The sequence below is a fragment of the Arthrobacter sp. JZ12 genome (assembly GCF_035189165.1).
Classification (GTDB): domain Bacteria; phylum Actinomycetota; class Actinomycetes; order Actinomycetales; family Micrococcaceae; genus Arthrobacter_D.
This window is the reverse complement of record NZ_CP045246.1, coordinates 253,095-270,400: the sequence shown is the minus strand read 5'-3', so window position 1 is coordinate 270,400 and position 17,306 is coordinate 253,095. Positions and strand designations below refer to the sequence as shown.

Below are 17,306 nucleotides of genomic sequence, written 5' to 3'. Positions count from 1 at the left end.
ACACCGGAAACCAGTACATACTCAGGTTCGATGTGAAGCAATCATTCTTCTCTCACTCGATCCGAAACGAACATGACTGAACAATTCGTCGCCGCTCCTCCGACCGGACCGCTTACCGCCGCCTGGCAGGACGGCGCGTCGCTGCCCTCGCTGCGCTGCAATCTCGACGGCGCCCGGAGCCGCCTTCAGAGCTTCTGGAAAGGTCTCCTCAAGCCGGGAAACACCGGTCCGCTACGGCTCCCGACAGCAGTGATCGAACGCGCTCACGCGGAACGCGGCACCCCGTGGCCCCAGCCGCTGGTCTCGCACTACGCGCGGTTCTTCCGCGACGGCAACCGGACGTCCTATGAAGGCCTCATCGGCGAGCGCCAGCGGAGGCTGACCCGGGCGGTCCTCCTGGCACTGCAGCAACCCGGGGACCAGGTGTGGCTCGATGAGGTGATCGACGGGACCTACCTGCTCTGCGAACAGAGTTCCTGGTGCTGGGCCGCCCATGACGACGTCTTCTTCCGCAAGGGACACGTGGTTCCGGACCCGTCGAATCCGTACCTGGATCTCGGTGCGGGTGAGGTGGTTGCCCAGCTTGCGTGGATCGACCTGCTCCTCGGAGCGCGCATCGATACACGCGCTCCCGGACTCCGATCGCGAATCCGTTCAGAAACGAACACACGCGCCTTCGTACCGTTCCTTACCCGGTTGGACTGGCACTGGCTGGGCCTGGACGGCGATGTCCACAACTGGAACCCCTGGATCCACTCCAACGTGCTGACGGCTGCTCTCCTCCTGGAAGACGAACCCGGCCGTCGGGCGGAGCTGACACTTCGGGTCATCGAGGGCCTGGACCGGTTCCTGTCCTCCCTCCCCTCCGACGGTGCGATCGATGAAGGGTTCGCGTACTGGTGGAACGGCGCGGGTAGGGCTCTCGAAGCCCTCGAACTGTTGGAGGTGGCGACTGCCGGTGAGCTGAACGGCGACCTTCCGCTGATCCGGGAACTGGTTGCGTTCCCACACCGGATGCACGTCGGCGGCTCCTTCTTCCTCAACGTTGCGGACGGCCCCGGCAGGGCCTCGGATACCCTGCCGTGGGAACTGGTCCACCGGTGGGCCCGGCGCGTGAACGACGACGACGCCACCCGGCACGCGCGGTGCATGATCGGATCCGAACCGGTGGTGGACGCCAGCCTGCTGCGTGCCCTGCACGCGGTCTCCTTCGATGACAGCACCGCCTTTGGTGCCCGCTCCACCGTTGAAGACGAAACACCCGTCTCGCCACCGCTCGTCCCGTTCACCTACCTCGAGTCCGTCCAGATTCTGGTTGCCCGCGAAACCGGCGGCAGCGCTTCCGGTCTGGTGCTCACTGCCAAGGGCGGCCACAACGCGGAGCACCACAACCACCTTGACGTCGGATCGGTGACCGTCGCAGTGGACGGCGTACCGCTGCTGGTAGACGCCGGCCAGCCCACCTACACGGCGCAAACCTTCGGGCCCGACCGGTACTCCATCCGCGCCATGCAGAGCGAGTGGCACTCTGTTCCCGCCCCGTGGGGGCTGGGACAGGGCGTCGGCAGGGAGTTTTCCGCCGTCGTCGTACAGCCGCCCACGCCGCAGCAATTGGTGATGGCGATGCAACTGGAGAAGGCCTACGGACTCCCGGACGGAGCGGAATGGCGCAGGGCCGCCGGTCTGCAGCCGGCATCCGGCGAGCGCGGAGCCGTCATCACGGTGAGAGACGAATGGCACCTTCCGGATGCCTCGGAAGACAACGACGACGGCGTGTACGTGCGTTATCTCCTCGCCGGAGGTGTCACGGTTCAGCGCGGAATGGCGACGGTGGCACCGGAGGGGATTCCCGGCGTCGTCAGTGGTCGCAGCGCACTGTTGAGCTGGGATCCGGCGGCAGCCGAAGCCGGGGTTGAGCACTGGGAACTCGACGATCCGCTGCTAGCGGAGGTGTGGGGCGGCCGGCTGACCCGCTTGACCTTCCGGACGGCGCCCGGGATGCGCCGCAAAGGCAGTTTCACCCTCGAAATAAAGGCGAATCATGTCCATCAATGATGCCCAGGGCGGGCGGTCCATGTTCTCCCTTCAGCGGCGCGAACGCCTCATGGACGAGTTGCGGGCGCACGGGTCGATCACCGTCCGCACCGTCGCCGCTGAACTCGGCGTGAGCGAGCTGACAATCCGGCGGGACGTGAACGTTCTAGCCGAACAGGGGCTTGTTTCCCGCGTCCACGGTGGTGCGGTGCTGCCCAGCTCACTGGAGCGAACCGCGTCCGACCAACTGAAGGGCACCCGTCCGCTCATCGGCATGGTGGTTCCCTCGCTGGACTACTACTGGCCGCAGGTGATCAGCGGCGCCCGGGCCGAAGCTGAAGCGCAGGGAAGCCGGCTGGTGGTGCGCGGTTCCAGCTACGACGCGGAAGACAACCGGCGCCAGGTCCAGGCGCTGCTGAAGATGGACGGACTCGGGGGCATCGTCATCGCGCCCGAAACAGGCGGCGAACCGGGACACGACCTGCTGCGCTGGCTCAACTCGCTGCCCCTGCCCGTGGTGCTGGCGGAGCGCCGCTCCCCCACGATGATCCCGGCGCACCGGCTTGAGTGGGTGGCCACCGACCATGCGTTTGGCGCCGGAATGGCCGTTAGGCACCTGTGGCAGGAGGGGCACCGGGTGATTGGCTGCCTGACCGATCCCGCCAGCCCCACCAGCCGGCACGTGCTGCGCGGCTGGCGGCAGGCCGTTGCGGCCCTCGGCATCCCTGCCGACGCCGTCCACGATGACACCGTCGGCCGCTTCGGAAACCCGCGCAGCGACCAGTTCGACAACATCATCGCCCGCTGCAGGGAAACGGGCACAACCGCGCTGCTGGTGCACGCGGACACCCAGGCCGTCGCGCTGGTGCAGCACTGCCTCGACCGGGGAATCTCGGTGCCCGGCGAACTGTCGGTGGTGGCATACGACGACGAGGTGGCCTACCTCGCCGAGCCCGCCATCTCCGCGGTGCGGCCGCCCAAACACTATGTGGGGCGGCTGGCGGTCCAGCTGCTGACCGGCCGGATTGCGGAGGGACGGCGGCGCCCGGTGCACCGGGTGGAACTCAACCCCGACCTGATCGTGCGGGAATCCTCACTCGGTGCACCGCAGCCGCTGCAGTCAGCCGCTTCTGACCAGACTCCGGTCCCCGCTCCCGCAGAGGTGAACCTTCCATGACAACCGCGCTGCTCCTGTCCGGCACCGGCCGGTACGCCGACCCATGGCATCCCTTCGAGGAGACTTCCGATGCAGTCGCAGGGCTCTTGAAGGCCCGAGGCCTTCAGGTCACCACCGCTGACGACGTCGACACCGCCCTTGCCGGGCTTCGGGACCCGGGCGCGTGGCCGGATCTCCTGGTCGTCAACGTCGGACTCCCCCGCGACGGCGGCACCTCGCCGGGAACCGCTGAAGCGAGCGCAGGTCTCGACGCCTGGCTCACGGGCGGGCGGCCCCTGCTCGGCCTGCACTCCAGCTCCACCAGCTTCGTGGAGTCCGAAGCGTGGGAAGCGGCGCTCGGCGGACGCTGGGTCCGTGGCGTCTCGATGCATCCGGAGTACGGGAAGGCCAACATCCTGCTGGAAGGCTCCTTTCCGGTGGGAGTTCCGGACTTCACGGTCGACGACGAACGGTACAGCTGGCTGCGAACTTCGCCCGACGTCGTCGTGCATGCACGCCACGAGCATGAGGGGCACCTGCATCCCCTCATGTGGTCGCTTCAGCGGCCGGTGAGGGCCGACGCCGGCTCCGGAGCCGGCGTCGCACGAAGTTTCTACGACGCGCTCGGCCACGACGCGGCGTCGTACTCATCACCGGAACACCGCGAACTCCTAGTGCGCGCAGTGGACTGGTTGCTAGCCTGAGGCCCCGCTCACCGTGCTCAGTTTGGGCTTTCCGCGAGCTCATCCGGGACCATAACAATTCGCCCGTCACTGCTCGACACGTGATCTGCTTCACACTACCGTTTGAGCATTAGTGGCGATGTGGACCTTCCACTTCTCCAACCTCGACGAGAATCGTCCACCGTCAGGTGGCTCCGTGTAGGAATGGCTCCATCGAGACTCCCGCCCCGGTGGAGCGCATTGATCGCGTTCCCCAGGTACAGCGAGAAGGAGTTTCGAATGAAGATCGGCATCCCCCAGCGCAGGCTCGCAGCATCGACAATGCTCGCAGCAATATCCGTGGCCACCCTGGCCGCTTGCTCCGGCGGAGGCGGTGAAGCGGACACTGAGGGACAGTCCATCACCGTTCAGACCAGCGATACCCTCCCCGACCGCCTGGCGGCATTCGAGGAGATCGTAGCGGCCTTCGAGAGCGAATCCGGCATCCAGGTCGAGGTTGTCGGCGTAGAGGAAGATCAGTTCAACCAGGTGCTTACGTCGGGAGCCGCCGCCGGCGAGCTGCCCGACGTCATCGGATCGATCGGGCTGACGCAGGTCCGCACACTCGGCGCCAATGACCTGGCTAACACCCAGGCTGTGCAGGAAGTGGTCGATGCACTCGGTGAAGACACCTTCTCTCCCCGGGCCCTTGAACTGAACCGCGATGGCGACGAACTCCTGGCCGTACCGAGCGAATCCTGGGCACAGCTCCTCTACTACCGTACGGATCTGTTCGAAGAGGCCGGGCTCGCAGCGCCGGAAACCTACGAGGACATGCTCGCGGCGGCGGAAGCACTCGATTCTCCGGACATTGCAGGCTTCGTAGGGGCCACCGCCCCCGGTGACGCCTTCACGCAGCAGACTATTGAGCACGTGGCCCTCGGAAACGGCTGTGAAATGGTCAGCGAGGAGGGCGAGATCCTCTTCGACAGCCCCGAGTGTGTCGCCGCCCTGGAGTTCTACGGCAACCTGATCGGAAACTACTCGGTATCAGGGGCCCAGGACGTGGACACGGTACGCGCGAACTACTTCGCCGGAGAAGCCGCCATGTTCATCTGGTCCACCTTCGTACTCGATGAGATGGCTGGGCTTCGCGACGACGCACTGCCCACCTGCCCGGAATGCGCCGACAACCCCGCGTTCCTCGCCGAGAACACCGGGGTTGTGCCCGCCATCCTCGGTCCCGACGGCGGTGAACCGGCGCAATTCGGCCAGATCACCAACTGGACCATCACAGCGGAAGCCAATGCCGAAGCATCCAAGCAGTTCGTCGAGTACATGATGAGCGACGGCTACGTCGACTACCTGGCTATTGCACCCGAAGGGAAGGTTCCTGTCCGCTTCGGCACCGCAGACAGCCCAACCGAATACTCCGACGCCTGGCAGACCCTCCCCGCGGGCGTTGACCGCAAGGAGCCGCTCGAGAACTTCTACTCCGGGGAGGTGCTCGAAGCCCTGCAGACCGGAGTGGACGACCTGCGCCTCTGGGGAATTCCACAGGGCCAGGGAGACCTCGCGGGTGCGGCGCTGGGCGAACTGCCCATCGCCGACGCCGTCGCCGAGGTAACCAGCGGCGGCGCAGACCCGGAGGCAGCAGCACGGCAGGCAGCCGAGACCCTGCAGTCCATCCAGGACTCGCTGCAGTGACAACCAGCATCCGCAGGGCCAACGGGGCTCCGACGCCTGGCGCGTCGGAGCCCCGCGCCACGAGGAAGCTCTCACCGATGGCCCGGGCCGAGCAACGTGCCGGCCTCTTCCTGATTTCGCCCACGCTGGTCATCGTCGTGGTTATGGTTGTCCTGCCGATCGTCTGGACGATCCTGCTCGCCTTCCAGCGGATTCGCCTGCTGAACCTTCGAACGGCCGGGATTTTCGGCAATTACACGATCTCCAACTTCGTCGAAGTGTTTTCATCCCCGGGCTTCCTCGAAGCGTTGATGACAACACTGGTCTACTCAGTCGCGGGCACAGGTCTGGCAATCCTGTTCGGACTGGTTGCGGCGCTGGCCCTGCGAAAGCCCTTCCGCGGACGGACGTTTGTCCGCGCCGCGACCTTGATCCCCTACGTCGCGCCGATCGTGGCCGTCACGTTTGTGTGGACCACAATGCTCAACCCCCAGTTCGGCATCATCAATGTTTGGGGAACACAATTCCTCGGTTGGGATGACGCCGTTCCGTTCCTGAGCGAGCGACAACGGGAAGTTTCGTTCCTCGGCCTGACCTTTCCAGTGCCCACCGCACTGCTGACCGTCATTGCCTTCGAAGCGTGGCGGTCCTTTCCTTTCGCATTCCTGTTCCTGACCGCCCGCTTGCAGGCGGTTCCGGCCAGCCTGGATGAAGCCGCCCGCGTTGATGGTGCTACTCCCACCCAACGGTTCCGGCACATCCTCCTGCCCCAACTGCTGCCGACCATTGCCGTACTGTCCGTCCTGCGCTTCATCTGGACGTTCAATAGCTTCGACGACATCTACCTCCTCACCGGAGGCGGGGCCGGTACCGAGGTGGTGGCCGTCCGCGTCTACAACTTTCTTACCGCGCGCGGGGACATCGGCGCTGCTTCCGCGCAGGCCCTCGTCCTGGCCGCGATTCTCGCCGTCCTAGTGGGGATCTACCTGAAGTTTTTCGCGAGGAAAGAGGAGGTGGGGTGATGGCAACCGAGGTTGAAGCGCAGCGCAGGGGCGCTCCGGCGTCGAGCAAGCGGCCGTGGTCGCGGGACAGGATCGAAACGCTGGTCCTCACGTGGCTGCGGTGGATCGTCATTGCGGTGATCCTGCTTGTGACCCTCTTTCCCTTCTACTACATGCTCATCCTGTCGGTCCGCCCGCTGTCGAGCCTCCTGCAGGATCCGGGCGTCATCTGGATTACCGCGGCGGAATTCAGCGCCGACACCTACACGTCAGTCCTGCGCTCGACCTCCGAAGGTGGGCAGGGCTTCCTGGTCTTCATGCGGAATAGTGCGCTGGTTGCCCTCGGGACGGTGCTCGTCACGCTGCTTCTGGCCATCCCCGGGTCCTACGCCATCAGCCGGTTGCAGTTCTTCGGACGACGAAAGATCGGCGCCCTCTTCCTGGCCGTCTACCTGTTTCCGAGCATCCTTCTGGCCATTCCGCTGTTCGTCTTCTTCACGCGGATCGGCCTCCGGGGTGAACTGGCCGGACTCCTTCTGGTCTATGTGGCGCAAGTGGTTCCCGTCAGCATCTACATGCTGCGCAACTACTTCGAAACCATACCCACAAGCCTGGAAGAAGCAGCAGCGATCGACGGCGCCGGCAGGCTCGCCATCATGCGCCGGGTCAGCCTGCCGCTGGCGATGCCCGCCATCATCTCGAACGCTCTCTACATCTTCATGATCGCCTGGAACGAGTTCCTGTTCGCCCTGCTCTTCCTCGTCGAGGCCCGTGAGAACTGGACGGTGTCGCTGGGGCTCTCCCAGCTGGCCGGAAGCATTGAGATTCCGACGACGGTGCTCATGGCCGGTTCCGTCATTCTGACCCTGCCGATCATCATCATTTTCTTTGCGGCTGAGCGGCTGCTGACCGAGGGGCTGACTGCGGGAGCCGAGAAGGGTTAGGTTCCCTCACCGCTCAAGCCACATGGAAGCTCATCGAGGTCCCACACCACCGGTCCCACCCCGTCACGCAGAAGCAGCGGGCCCTCGGGCCGGGCGAAGGACACCAGCACCACTCCGGGATAGTTCTCGATCAGGCGGCGGAGCATGGCGCGGCCATCGTCGTCGAGCTCGGCGTCGATCCGGTTGAGGGCCAGCAGCGCGGGCTCACCAAGCGCTGCGCGCGCCACCAGGAGCCGCGCCTTGTCCGATACCGACAAAGGCTCCCCGCCCCGCCGCAGCTCGGTGCGCTCGGCCTTCGGCAGGGATCCGATCGCGGCACCAAGACCGGCCTGGGCCAAGGCATGCTCCCCCTCAGCGGGGTCAAGGTCCGGCCGGCGATAGCGCACCGCACGCTCGATCGTCCCCCGTTCCAAGGCCATGCCCGCCACGGCATAGCCCACGCGCTCCCGCTGCGCCCGGAACGATGCTGACCCAAGCTCCACCCCGTCGACGAACACCTGCAGGGCACCCGGATCGCTCAGGCCGACAATCCGGCTGAAGAGCGCATCGACTCTGGCCGGGTCCGTTGAGCGGACCTCCACCACTTCGCCTGGCCGCGCCGTCAGCGGAAGCCCGACGACGACGTCGTCCCCACTTCCGGACGCGATCGAGACGACACCCGTCCCTTTGGGGGGCGCGCTCACGGGCGGCTGCCTCCGCACCGCACCCGCCGCCGTCGTTCCGGTTTCTGCGAGCGCCGGAGCCAGGATGCGGCGGGCCGCCCTGAAGTTCTGGCGGTACTCGACCGCGCGCCCCATGTCCGCTACCGGCGTGGCCAGCAGTCCGACGATCGTGAGCGCTCCCGCCACTGTTGCCGCGGGAAGCTGCTGCCAGAGACCTACAAGGCCGACAGCGGCGACCGTCAGCGCTCCGGCTGCCGCGGCGGCACCCCGGATCCAGCCGGCGACTTCCGCCCGGTGAACGGAAGCATCGACGACGGCGGACCCCGCCTTTTCGATGCGCCGCACCTCGCGCCGGCGCCCGCCTGCCACACGGACGGAGGGGGCGGCGGCGATCGTGTCGGCCAGGAGCGATGCCAGCCGGCCCCGCTTCCTGCGCACCACCCGCGCCCGGGCAAACGCAGTCCGGGCCATCAGCATCAGGGCACCGGTCAGGAGTAGGAGCGGAACCGCAGCGGCCGCCCCCAGGACCGGGTGCAGCACCATGAGCGCGCACACCGAACCGAGGATCAGCGGAATGCCGGACATCATCGGTGCAATGCCGAGCGCGATCCAGTTGCGCACACTCGTCAGGTCGTTCGTTGCGCGCGCGATGGTGATGCCGGGCGCCGGCGGGCGATCGGAGGCCAGCGCGGAGTCGAGCAGTCCCAAGCGGATCTGCTGGATGTAGCTCTGGCCAAGACGCTCGGCCAGCACCCGCTCGGCGGAGCGAAGGAAGCCGACGCCGGCCGCCGCGGCCACCAGCCCACCTCCAGCAAGTGCCACCCCCACCGGATGAACATCACCACCCAGCAGTACGGTCATCAGGACGGCAGTTCCACCGGCAAGGCAGGCAAGCCCCAGGCCCGCTGCAACCAGCAGCACCAGGACGCGCCCGCGGTCGCCGTCGAACAGGCGTGGAAGACCAACCCGTGCAGAACCCACCGAAGGCCCCTAGTCGTCCTGCCCGGCGAAGAGCCCGTGCGCGATGTCGGGCCGGGACAGGTCGCGTGTGTTGATCACCGGCACGTCCAAGACCGCACTGGCCTCGCGGGCAGCCAACGGGGAAGCGGTCACCAGGCCGGACACCGCTGCCACCTTCACGCCGTGCTGCTGCAGCACCTGGATTCCTGCGGTAGCTCCGAGCGCGTCAGCGGCTGAGAAGACCACCTCGTCGACCGAGGCGTGGAACACCGGATCCGAAAGCAGCCGCGCAGTCTCGGGCTGGAGGACGCCGTCGGCGATTTCGACCACCACCACATCGACGTCGGGACGGCTGAGCCTGCCGATCAGCCGGGTCAGGAGCGTGCGGATCGCGTCATAGTCCAGGCGGAAGGTTGTGGGGTAGCCGAAGTCGGTGAAGTCCAGAACGTGGGAGGCACCGGCGTCGGTGAAGAGCCGGGGATCGTTGCCCGAGCCCGTACCGGTGGCCTTGCCTGCGGCGACCGTCAGACCGGAACCGGCAAGACCGTTGACCAGGCAGCCGACGGTGGTGGATTTGCCCGAATTCATTGAGGTTCCAGGCACTGCGATCACCTTCGGCGACCCGGTGCCGCCCGACGGCGCGTCCTCGTTCGGCACGAGGTCCCGGAGGTTCAGTACCCTGTCGCGGGTGGACACGAGCCCAATCGGCTGGATAACGGTCGCGGGTTTCATCGCCGCGTGCTGCTCAAGGACGGCACCGGCAACACCCCCGGCAGCAACGAGGTTGCACTGACGCAGGTCCCCGGGCACCTCTGCCAGGAACTGGTCCGGCGCGTACCGGTTGCCGTAGGTCACCACGATCTCGTCGCCGACGAACATCGACTGGCGCCGGGAGTGCGGGCCCTCCAGCTTGGTATGTGAGCCGAGTTCAACGACCTCTGCGAGCACCAGGTCACCGACCGCCGGCACCCCCTGGCGCAGGAAGTAGCCGTTCGGCTCGGCCTCGACCGCCGCCGCGAAGTGCCGCGTTGTGTAGGCCTTCTTGGCCCGCTTCAGGCGTGCGGGATCGAGGGCGATAAGCCGTTCGGAGACCGTGCTGACATTAACTGCCGTGCTGACATTGAGTTCTGCTGCTTCAGTGATGAGACCCATGGGACATTCCTTTCGATTGATTGTTCCCGGGTTCCACACAACCAAGCAGGAAGGAGAAGCCCGTGAGAAGCAGATGAGGACTCTCTTAAGTTCTGTTCACCGGCCGTTCACCGACCGTGATTTCCGTCACCGATGCATTAACACTTCTTCAGCGCGCTGGTCGCTTTGTTACGACACATGTTGCAACGGACGGTCACAAAGTCGTTTAGTAGAAGCTCACCATCCCGAGCGGCCGAGAGACCTGGATCGTTGACGCCGCAGCAACCCTTACCTGCATCGCAGGGGAACGGGTGCTACTGCCAGGAGCGATGGAGTGATCTAAATGAGTACTGTCCTCAGCGCCCAGCAGCAGGCCGCCGCCAAAATCCAGTCCGGCGTCGCCACCAAGCAGGCACTGCCCTGGCCTTCTCCTCCCTGACCCGTTCCTTCGGCACGGGCAGCGGCGAACACGTTGTCCTACGCGACATCAACCTCGACGTGCGCGCAGGTGAGGTACTGGCGATTGTCGGCGCCAGCGGCTGCGGCAAGTCCACGTTGCTTCGCGCTGCTGCGGGTCTCGACGCCCCCACCAGCGGTGCCGTCCTCATCGACGGGACCGCGGTCAACGGCATCGACGACCGCTGCGCCGTCGCCTTTCAGGAACCCCGCCTGCTCCCCTGGCTTTCGCTGCGCGCCAACGTGGCAATCGGCCTCCCCAAGGGAACCGGCGCCGCCGAGGGCAAGGCAAAGGTCAGCGAACTCCTCGGGCTGGTGGAACTCTCCGACTTCTCCGAGCACCGGCCGCGCGAAGTCTCAGGCGGCATGGCGCAGCGGGCGTCGCTGGCCCGGGCGCTCGCCCGCAACCCCAAGGTGCTCCTGCTCGACGAGCCGTTCGGCGCCCTCGACGCCCTGACCCGCCTGAAGATGCAGGACCTCCTGCTGGACATCCACCGGGCACAGCCCACCACGGTCCTGCTCGTGACACACGATGTCGACGAAGCCCTCCAACTTGCCGACCGCATCATTGTGCTCGCCAAATCCAGCGATCCCACCCGCCCCGGCGCCTCCATCGCCGAAGTGCTCACGGTTCCCGGGGACCGCCCCCGCGACCGCAACTCCGCCGAGCTGGGCCGAATGCGCAGCTCGCTCCTCACCGAACTCGGTGTTCCCGGCCACTAGGCCGCTTCCGGCTTTCACAGCCACCCAAGAATTTCACCCCCGTTCCGCCGTCGTGCCCGTCCGCACGATGGCTGCCGCACCACCTAAAGGAAGAAATGAACAGCACACGCTTGTCCTTCACCCGCCGCGCCGTCCTCTCGGCAGCAGTTGCCGCCACCGGCACCCTTGCCCTCACCGGCTGCCTCGCAGGCGAGAACGCAGCCTCCACCACCGAGGCATCCGGCACCACGGCGACCGAGCTCAACATCGACTTCGCCACCTACAACCCGCTCAGCCTGGTCATCAAGGATCAGGGCTGGCTGGAAGCCGAGCTCGAGGACGAGGGCGTCACCGTCAACTGGGTTCAGTCCGCGGGCTCCAACAAGGCCAACGAGGCCCTCCGCGCCGGCGCCGTCGACGTCGGATCCACCGCAGGTTCCGCTGCGCTCCTCGCCCGTTCCAACGGCTCGCCGATCAAGACGATCGACATCTACTCCCAGCCCGAGTGGTCCGCGATGGTCACCGTCGAGGGCACCGGCATCGAGAGCCTTGAGGACCTGCGTGGCAAGTCCATCGCGGCGACCAAGGGCACCGACCCCTACTTCTTCCTGGTGCAGTCGCTCGAGTCGGCAGGCATCGACCCCTCCGAGGTCACCGTGCAGAACCTGCAGCACGCTGACGGCTGGGCCGCCCTGAACAACGGTTCGGTCGACGCCTGGGCGGGCCTGGACCCGATCATGGCTTCCGCCGAGCAGGAGGGCGCCGAGCTCTTCTTCCGCAACATCGACTTCAACACCTACGGTTTCCTCAACGCCAACGAGGAGTTCCTGGAGGAGAGCCCCGAGCTCGCCCAGACCGTGGTGAACGCCTACGAGAAGGCGCGCGCCTGGGCCAAGGAAAACCCGGAGGAGACCGCCCAGATCCTCGCCGAGGTCGCCGGCATCGACGTGGAACTGGCCAACGCCGTCATCATCGAGCGCACCAACCTCGACGTCGACCCCGCGCCGGGCGAGGCGCAGCGCAAGGTCCTCGAGAAGGTCGGCCCGTCCTTCGTCGAGACCGGCGATGTCTCCTCGCAGGACAAGATCGACGAGGCACTCGACTCCCTCTTCGATGACTCGTTCATCTCCAACGCCGACCCGGACGCAATCAAGGCCTCCTGATGACGCAGATGGGGAACCCCGGAAACACCGGCCAGAGCGTCTACGCCATCAGCAAGGAAGGCCTTGAAGCTACCGGGCACACGGTGACAACAGCGAACGACGACGGCGGCGCACCCGCCCAGCCCACGGAGGCCTCCGTCGGGCTGCTTGGCCGGCGGTCGGTGCGGCTGCTGCTCGGGCTGGTGGTTCCCGCGCTGATCGTGGTCGCGTGGCAGCTGAACTCCGTCGTCGGAGTGTTCAGTGCTGTGCAGCTGCCGCCGCCCGGCGACGTCGTGAATGCCGCGCGTGAGCTCATCGAGCGCGGCGAACTGGGGATCCACATCGCCATCTCCACCCAGCGCGTGCTCATCGGCTTCGCGCTGGGTGCCACGCTGGGCCTCGCGCTGGGCGCGCTGCTCGGCCTGTCCCGCCTGGCCGATGTCCTGCTGGCGCCGACCATCGGCGCACTGCGGGCTGTTCCGTCCCTGGCGTGGGTTCCGCTGCTCATCCTGTGGATGAAGATCGGCGAGGACTCGAAGGTGACGCTGATTCTCATCGGCGCGTTCTTCCCCGTGTTCACCACCCTGTACCTGGCGCTGCGGCACGTGGACCGGAACCTGATCGAGGCGGCTCGGGCCTTCGGCCTGAAGGGAATCCGGCTGCTGACCACGGTGCAGCTGCCCGCCGTCGTTCCCGCGATCTTCTCGGGACTTCGCCTGGCGCTTGCCCAGGCGTGGCTGTTCCTGGTGGCCGCGGAACTGATCGCGTCGTCGCTGGGACTTGGCTTCCTGCTCACGGACTCGACCAACAACGGCCGTACGGACAGGATCTTCCTGGCGATCATCCTGCTCGCGGTGATCGGCAAGACCACCGATGCGCTGCTGGGCGTGGCGGAGAAATGGGCGGTACGCCGGTGGACCTGAGCACCTCCACGTTGACGGCGCCCGATGCAGGAGCTGAAGGGCTGGAAACTGAAGCTGAACGCGTGGCCTTCTGGGAGGAGGCCGCGCGTCGGCTGCATTGGACCAGCGAGTGGCACACGGCCCACACGTTCGAGCCGGCACGCCCGGGCTCCGACGGCGAACTGTCCGTGCCCCGGATCGAGTGGTTCGCGGGCGGAACCCTGAACGCCGCCTACAACTGCGTGGACCGTCACGTCGAGGCGGGTCTCGGTGACAAGCCGGCGCTGTTCTTCGAGGGCGAGCCCGGCGACCGCCGCACCGTCACCTACCGCGAACTCCAGGACGAGGTCTCCCGCGCCGCGAACGCGCTGACCGCCCTGGGTATCGGCAAGGGCGACCCGGTGGTCATCTACCTCCCCGTGCTGGTGGAGACGGTGGTCATCACCCTGGCGTGCGCCCGGATCGGCGCGGTGCACTCCCTGGTGTTCGGCGGCTTCTCAGCCGAAGCACTGCGTTTCCGCGTCGAGGACACCGGCGCCAAGCTGCTCGTGACTACGGACGGACAATACCGCCGCGGGACGGCCGTACCGGTCAAGGAGAATGCCGACGCAGCCGTCGCCGGGGACAACGCCATCGAGCACGTGCTGGTGATTCGCCGGACGGGCAGCGACATCGCGTGGACCGAGGGTCGCGATGTGTGGTGGCACGACGCCGTCGGCTCCGCCTCGCCCGTCCACGAGGCGCAGGCGTTCGAGGCCGAGACGCCGCTGTTCATCATGTACACCTCGGGCACCACCGGAAAACCCAAGGGCCTGGTGCACACCACCGGCGGCTACCTGACCCAGGCCTCCTGGAGCTTCGAGTACCTGTTCAGCGACCCTGATCCGGCCGGCCGCGAGAGCGACGTCCACTGGTGCACCGCCGACCTCGCCTGGGTCACCGCCCACACCTACGAAATCTACGGACCGCTCTCCAACGGTGCCACGCAGGTGATCTTCGAGGGCACACCGAACACTCCCCACCCGGGCCGGCACTTCGAAATCATCGAACGCTACCGCGTGACCAGCTACTACACGGCGCCCACCCTGATCCGCTCGCTCATGGGCTGGTTCCCTGACGGGGTCCCCGAGTCCTACGACCGCTCCTCCATCAAGGTCCTCGGCACCGTGGGAGAAGCGACCAATCCTGAGGCCTGGCGCTGGTTCCGGGAAAACATCGGCTCCGGCACCGCCCCCATGGTGGACACCTGGTGGCAGTCCGAGACCGGCGCCACCGTGCTCAGCCCCCGTCCCACGGACGCGTCCTTCAAGCCCGGCTGCGCTTCCCGCGCTCTGCCCGGCGTGAGCACCCGCATCGTGAACGACGACGGCGAGACCGTCGCGCCCGGCGAGCAGGGCCTTATCGTGGTGGACCGCCACGGTCCCGCCATGGCGCGCACCGTCTGGGGGAATCCTCAGCGGTACCTGGACTCCTACTGGCGCAAGTTCGCGGACAAGGGCTGGTTCCTTGCCGGTGACGGCGCCAAGTACGACGACGACGGCCACACCTGGATCCTGGGCCGCGTGGACGACGTCATCAACGTCTCCGGCCACCGGCTCTCGACGATCGAGATCGAGTCAGCGCTCGTCTCGCACCCGCAGGTGGTGGAGGCCGGAGTCTGCCCGGTGGCAGACAAGGTGACCGGGCACGCGATCGCGGCCTTCGTCGTCGTCCGCGGTGAGGACCACCCGGAACTGGCACAGCAGTTGCGTGCCCACGTGGCCCGCGAGATCGGGCCGATTGCCAAGCCGGCCGCCGTCGTCGTTGTTCCGGACGTGCCCAAAACGCGCTCCGGCAAGATCATGCGGCGGCTGCTGACCCAGCTGTACGAGGGCACGCCCCTCGGGGACACCACCAGCCTGCAGAACGAGGCGTGCGTGCCGCGCATCGCCGAGGTGATCGCGGCCGGCAGGCGCGATACTTGAGAAGAACTGGAAACACCCACCAAGAAAGGCGGCTCCTTCATGGCTGACCGCACCTTCGGTTTCCGCACCCGTGCGCTGCACGCAGGCGGAACCCCGGACGCAACGCACGGCTCCCGCGCGGTGCCCATCTACCAGACCACGTCGTTCGTGTTCAAAGACACCAACGACGCCGCCAACCTCTTCGCACTGCAGAAGTACGGCAACATCTACTCCCGCATCGGCAACCCCACCGTGGCCGCTTTCGAGGAGCGCATCGCCTCCCTTGAAGGCGGCATCGGGGCGGTTGCGACGGCGTCGGGCATGAGCGCGGAGTTCATCACCTTCGCCGCGCTTTGCCAAGCCGGCGACCACATCGTGGCCGCCTCGCAGCTGTACGGCGGCACCGTCACGCAGCTGGACGTCACGCTGCGCCGGTTCGGCGTCGAGACCACCTTCGTTCCCGGCACCGACCCGGCCGACTACGCCGCAGCCATCCAGGAGAACACCAAGGCCGTATACGCGGAGGTCATCGCCAACCCGAGCGGCGAGATCACCGATATTGCCGGGCTGGCGAAGGTGGCGCACGACGCCGGCGTCCCCCTGGTCATCGACTCCACCCTCAGCACGCCCTACCTCGTGCGTCCGCTGGAGCACGGCGCGGACATCGTGATCCACTCCGCCACCAAGTTCATCGGCGGGCACGGCACCACCCTGGGCGGGGTCGTCGTCGAAAGTGGGCGGTTCAACTGGGGCAACGGCAAGTTCCCCACCATGACCGAGCCCGTCCCCTCCTACGGGAACATTCAGTGGTGGGCGAACTTCGGCGAGTACGGATTCCTGACCAAGCTGCGCACGGAGCAGCTGCGTGACATCGGGCCGTCGCTGTCGCCGTCGGCCGCGTTCCAGCTGCTGCAGGGCGTCGAAACGCTCGCCCAGCGCGTAGACGAGCACGTCGCCAACGCACAGGCAGTCGCCGAATGGCTTGAGAAGGATCCCCGCGTCGAGTACGTCAACTACGCGGGACTGCCTTCGCACATCCACCACGACCGGGCGAAGCAGTACCTGCCGCAGGGTCCCGGCTCCGTCTTCAGCTTCGGCGTTAAGGGCGGACGCGCGGCCGGCCAGACGTTCATCGAGTCGCTGCAGCTCGCGTCCCACCTGGCCAACGTGGGTGACGCGCGCACCCTCGTGATCCACCCGGGCTCCACCACGCACCAGCAGCTGACCGCCGAGCAGCTGGAGGCCGCCGGAATCCCTGAGGACCTTATCCGCATCTCCGTGGGACTCGAGGACCTCGACGACATCCTCTGGGACCTCGACCAGGCGCTGGACGCAGCGGTGGCTGGGTCGACGGACGGTGATCTGCCTCAGACCCCCGAGGACGACGCAACGACGGATACAACGCGTACCAGCCAGGTAGGAGTAGGCGCATGAGCACCTCGGAACGCACATGGGAAGGCCCGTCCGCGCCGGAGCGCCTGAACATCCTGCGCAATGCAAAGTCGATCGCGATTGTGGGCGCCTCGGACAAGCCGTCGCGGGCGTCGTACTTCGTGGCAACGTACCTGCAGTCGTCCTCGCCGTACCGCTTGTACTTCGTAAACCCGACGGCCAAGGAGATCCTCGGCCAGCCGGTCTACAAGTCTCTGGCCGATCTGCCCGAGCAGCCCGACATCGTGGACGTTTTCCGCAAGCACGATGACCTGCCCTCCGTTCTGGAGGAAGCTAAGGCTGCCGGCGCGAAGACGCTGTGGCTGCAGTTGGGCTCCTGGCATGAGGAGGTCGCTCGCGACGCTGAAGCTGCCGGCATGAACGTGGTGATGGACCGCTGCGTCAAGATCGAGCACGCCCGCTTCCACGGTGGACTGAACCTGGCTGGCTTCAACACCGGTGTCATCTCGTCGAAGCGCCAGGTGACGGTTTAG

General features: G+C 66.6%; 14 protein-coding genes and 1 riboswitch. Of the genes, 12 read left to right on the top strand and 2 right to left on the bottom strand.

Features of this window, described 5'->3' with window-relative positions; genetic code table 11:
* Positions 1-72: 72 nt before the first annotated feature.
* The 6 genes from GC088_RS01375 to GC088_RS01350 all read left to right on the top strand — a co-directional run bounded on the left by GC088_RS01375 (position 73) and on the right by GC088_RS01350 (position 7,483).
* Entirely contained in the window at positions 73-2,055 is a 1,983-nt protein-coding gene (locus GC088_RS01375) for a heparinase II/III family protein (RefSeq protein WP_323960134.1), read from the top strand.
* Positions 2,042-3,211, top strand: coding sequence for a LacI family DNA-binding transcriptional regulator (locus GC088_RS01370; protein WP_323960133.1), 1,170 nt, complete (start codon positions 2,042-2,044; stop codon positions 3,209-3,211). Before GC088_RS01375 ends, GC088_RS01370 begins: the two co-directional genes overlap by 14 nt.
* Positions 3,208-3,894: a ThuA domain-containing protein gene (locus GC088_RS01365; RefSeq protein ID WP_323960132.1), complete on the top strand. Its 687-nt coding sequence runs from the start codon at positions 3,208-3,210 to the stop codon at positions 3,892-3,894. The genes GC088_RS01370 and GC088_RS01365 overlap by 4 nt, the downstream gene beginning before the upstream one ends.
* 258 nt (positions 3,895-4,152) lie before the next feature.
* Positions 4,153-5,559: an ABC transporter substrate-binding protein gene (locus tag GC088_RS01360; protein ID WP_323960131.1), complete on the top strand. Its 1,407-nt coding sequence runs from the start codon at positions 4,153-4,155 to the stop codon at positions 5,557-5,559.
* Positions 5,556-6,560 (top strand): carbohydrate ABC transporter permease, encoded by a 1,005-nt coding sequence (locus GC088_RS01355; protein ID WP_323960130.1) that lies wholly within the window; start codon positions 5,556-5,558, stop codon positions 6,558-6,560. The genes GC088_RS01360 and GC088_RS01355 overlap by 4 nt, the downstream gene beginning before the upstream one ends.
* Positions 6,560-7,483: a carbohydrate ABC transporter permease gene (locus tag GC088_RS01350; protein ID WP_323960129.1), complete on the top strand. Its 924-nt coding sequence runs from the start codon at positions 6,560-6,562 to the stop codon at positions 7,481-7,483. Before GC088_RS01355 ends, GC088_RS01350 begins: the two co-directional genes overlap by 1 nt.
* Here the strand turns inward: GC088_RS01350 and GC088_RS01345 are convergent.
* On the bottom strand, positions 7,480-9,126 hold the full coding sequence (locus GC088_RS01345) for an ABC transporter transmembrane domain-containing protein (protein ID WP_323960128.1): 1,647 nt from the start codon (positions 9,124-9,126) through the stop codon (positions 7,480-7,482). The two genes, GC088_RS01350 and GC088_RS01345, sit on opposite strands and share 4 nt — an antisense overlap.
* 9 nt (positions 9,127-9,135) lie before the next feature.
* Positions 9,136-10,257, bottom strand: a complete 1,122-nt coding sequence (locus GC088_RS01340; RefSeq protein WP_323960127.1) for a DUF1611 domain-containing protein — start codon at positions 10,255-10,257, stop codon at positions 9,136-9,138.
* A 216-nt stretch (positions 10,258-10,473) separates the two neighbouring features.
* A riboswitch (SAM riboswitch) is annotated at positions 10,474-10,572 on the top strand.
* 84 nt (positions 10,573-10,656) lie between these two features.
* Between GC088_RS01340 and GC088_RS01335 the strand changes: the two genes are divergently transcribed.
* From GC088_RS01335 to GC088_RS01310, 6 genes are all read left to right on the top strand, one after another.
* The gene (locus tag GC088_RS01335; RefSeq protein WP_323962141.1) at positions 10,657-11,415 is read left to right on the top strand and encodes an ABC transporter ATP-binding protein; all 759 of its coding nucleotides are present in this window, start codon (positions 10,657-10,659) and stop codon (positions 11,413-11,415) included.
* 95 nt (positions 11,416-11,510) lie between these two features.
* Positions 11,511-12,557, top strand: coding sequence for an aliphatic sulfonate ABC transporter substrate-binding protein (locus GC088_RS01330; protein ID WP_323960126.1), 1,047 nt, complete (start codon positions 11,511-11,513; stop codon positions 12,555-12,557).
* Entirely contained in the window at positions 12,557-13,459 is a 903-nt protein-coding gene (locus GC088_RS01325; RefSeq protein WP_323960125.1) for an ABC transporter permease, read from the top strand. The genes GC088_RS01330 and GC088_RS01325 overlap by 1 nt, the downstream gene beginning before the upstream one ends.
* Positions 13,435-15,402, top strand: a complete 1,968-nt coding sequence (gene acs, locus GC088_RS01320) for an acetate--CoA ligase (protein ID WP_323960124.1) — start codon at positions 13,435-13,437, stop codon at positions 15,400-15,402. The genes GC088_RS01325 and acs overlap by 25 nt, the downstream gene beginning before the upstream one ends.
* Before the next feature lie 39 nt (positions 15,403-15,441).
* Entirely contained in the window at positions 15,442-16,815 is a 1,374-nt protein-coding gene (locus GC088_RS01315) for an O-acetylhomoserine aminocarboxypropyltransferase/cysteine synthase family protein (protein ID WP_323960123.1), read from the top strand.
* Positions 16,812-17,306 (top strand): CoA-binding protein, encoded by a 495-nt coding sequence (locus GC088_RS01310; RefSeq protein ID WP_323960122.1) that lies wholly within the window; start codon positions 16,812-16,814, stop codon positions 17,304-17,306. Before GC088_RS01315 ends, GC088_RS01310 begins: the two co-directional genes overlap by 4 nt.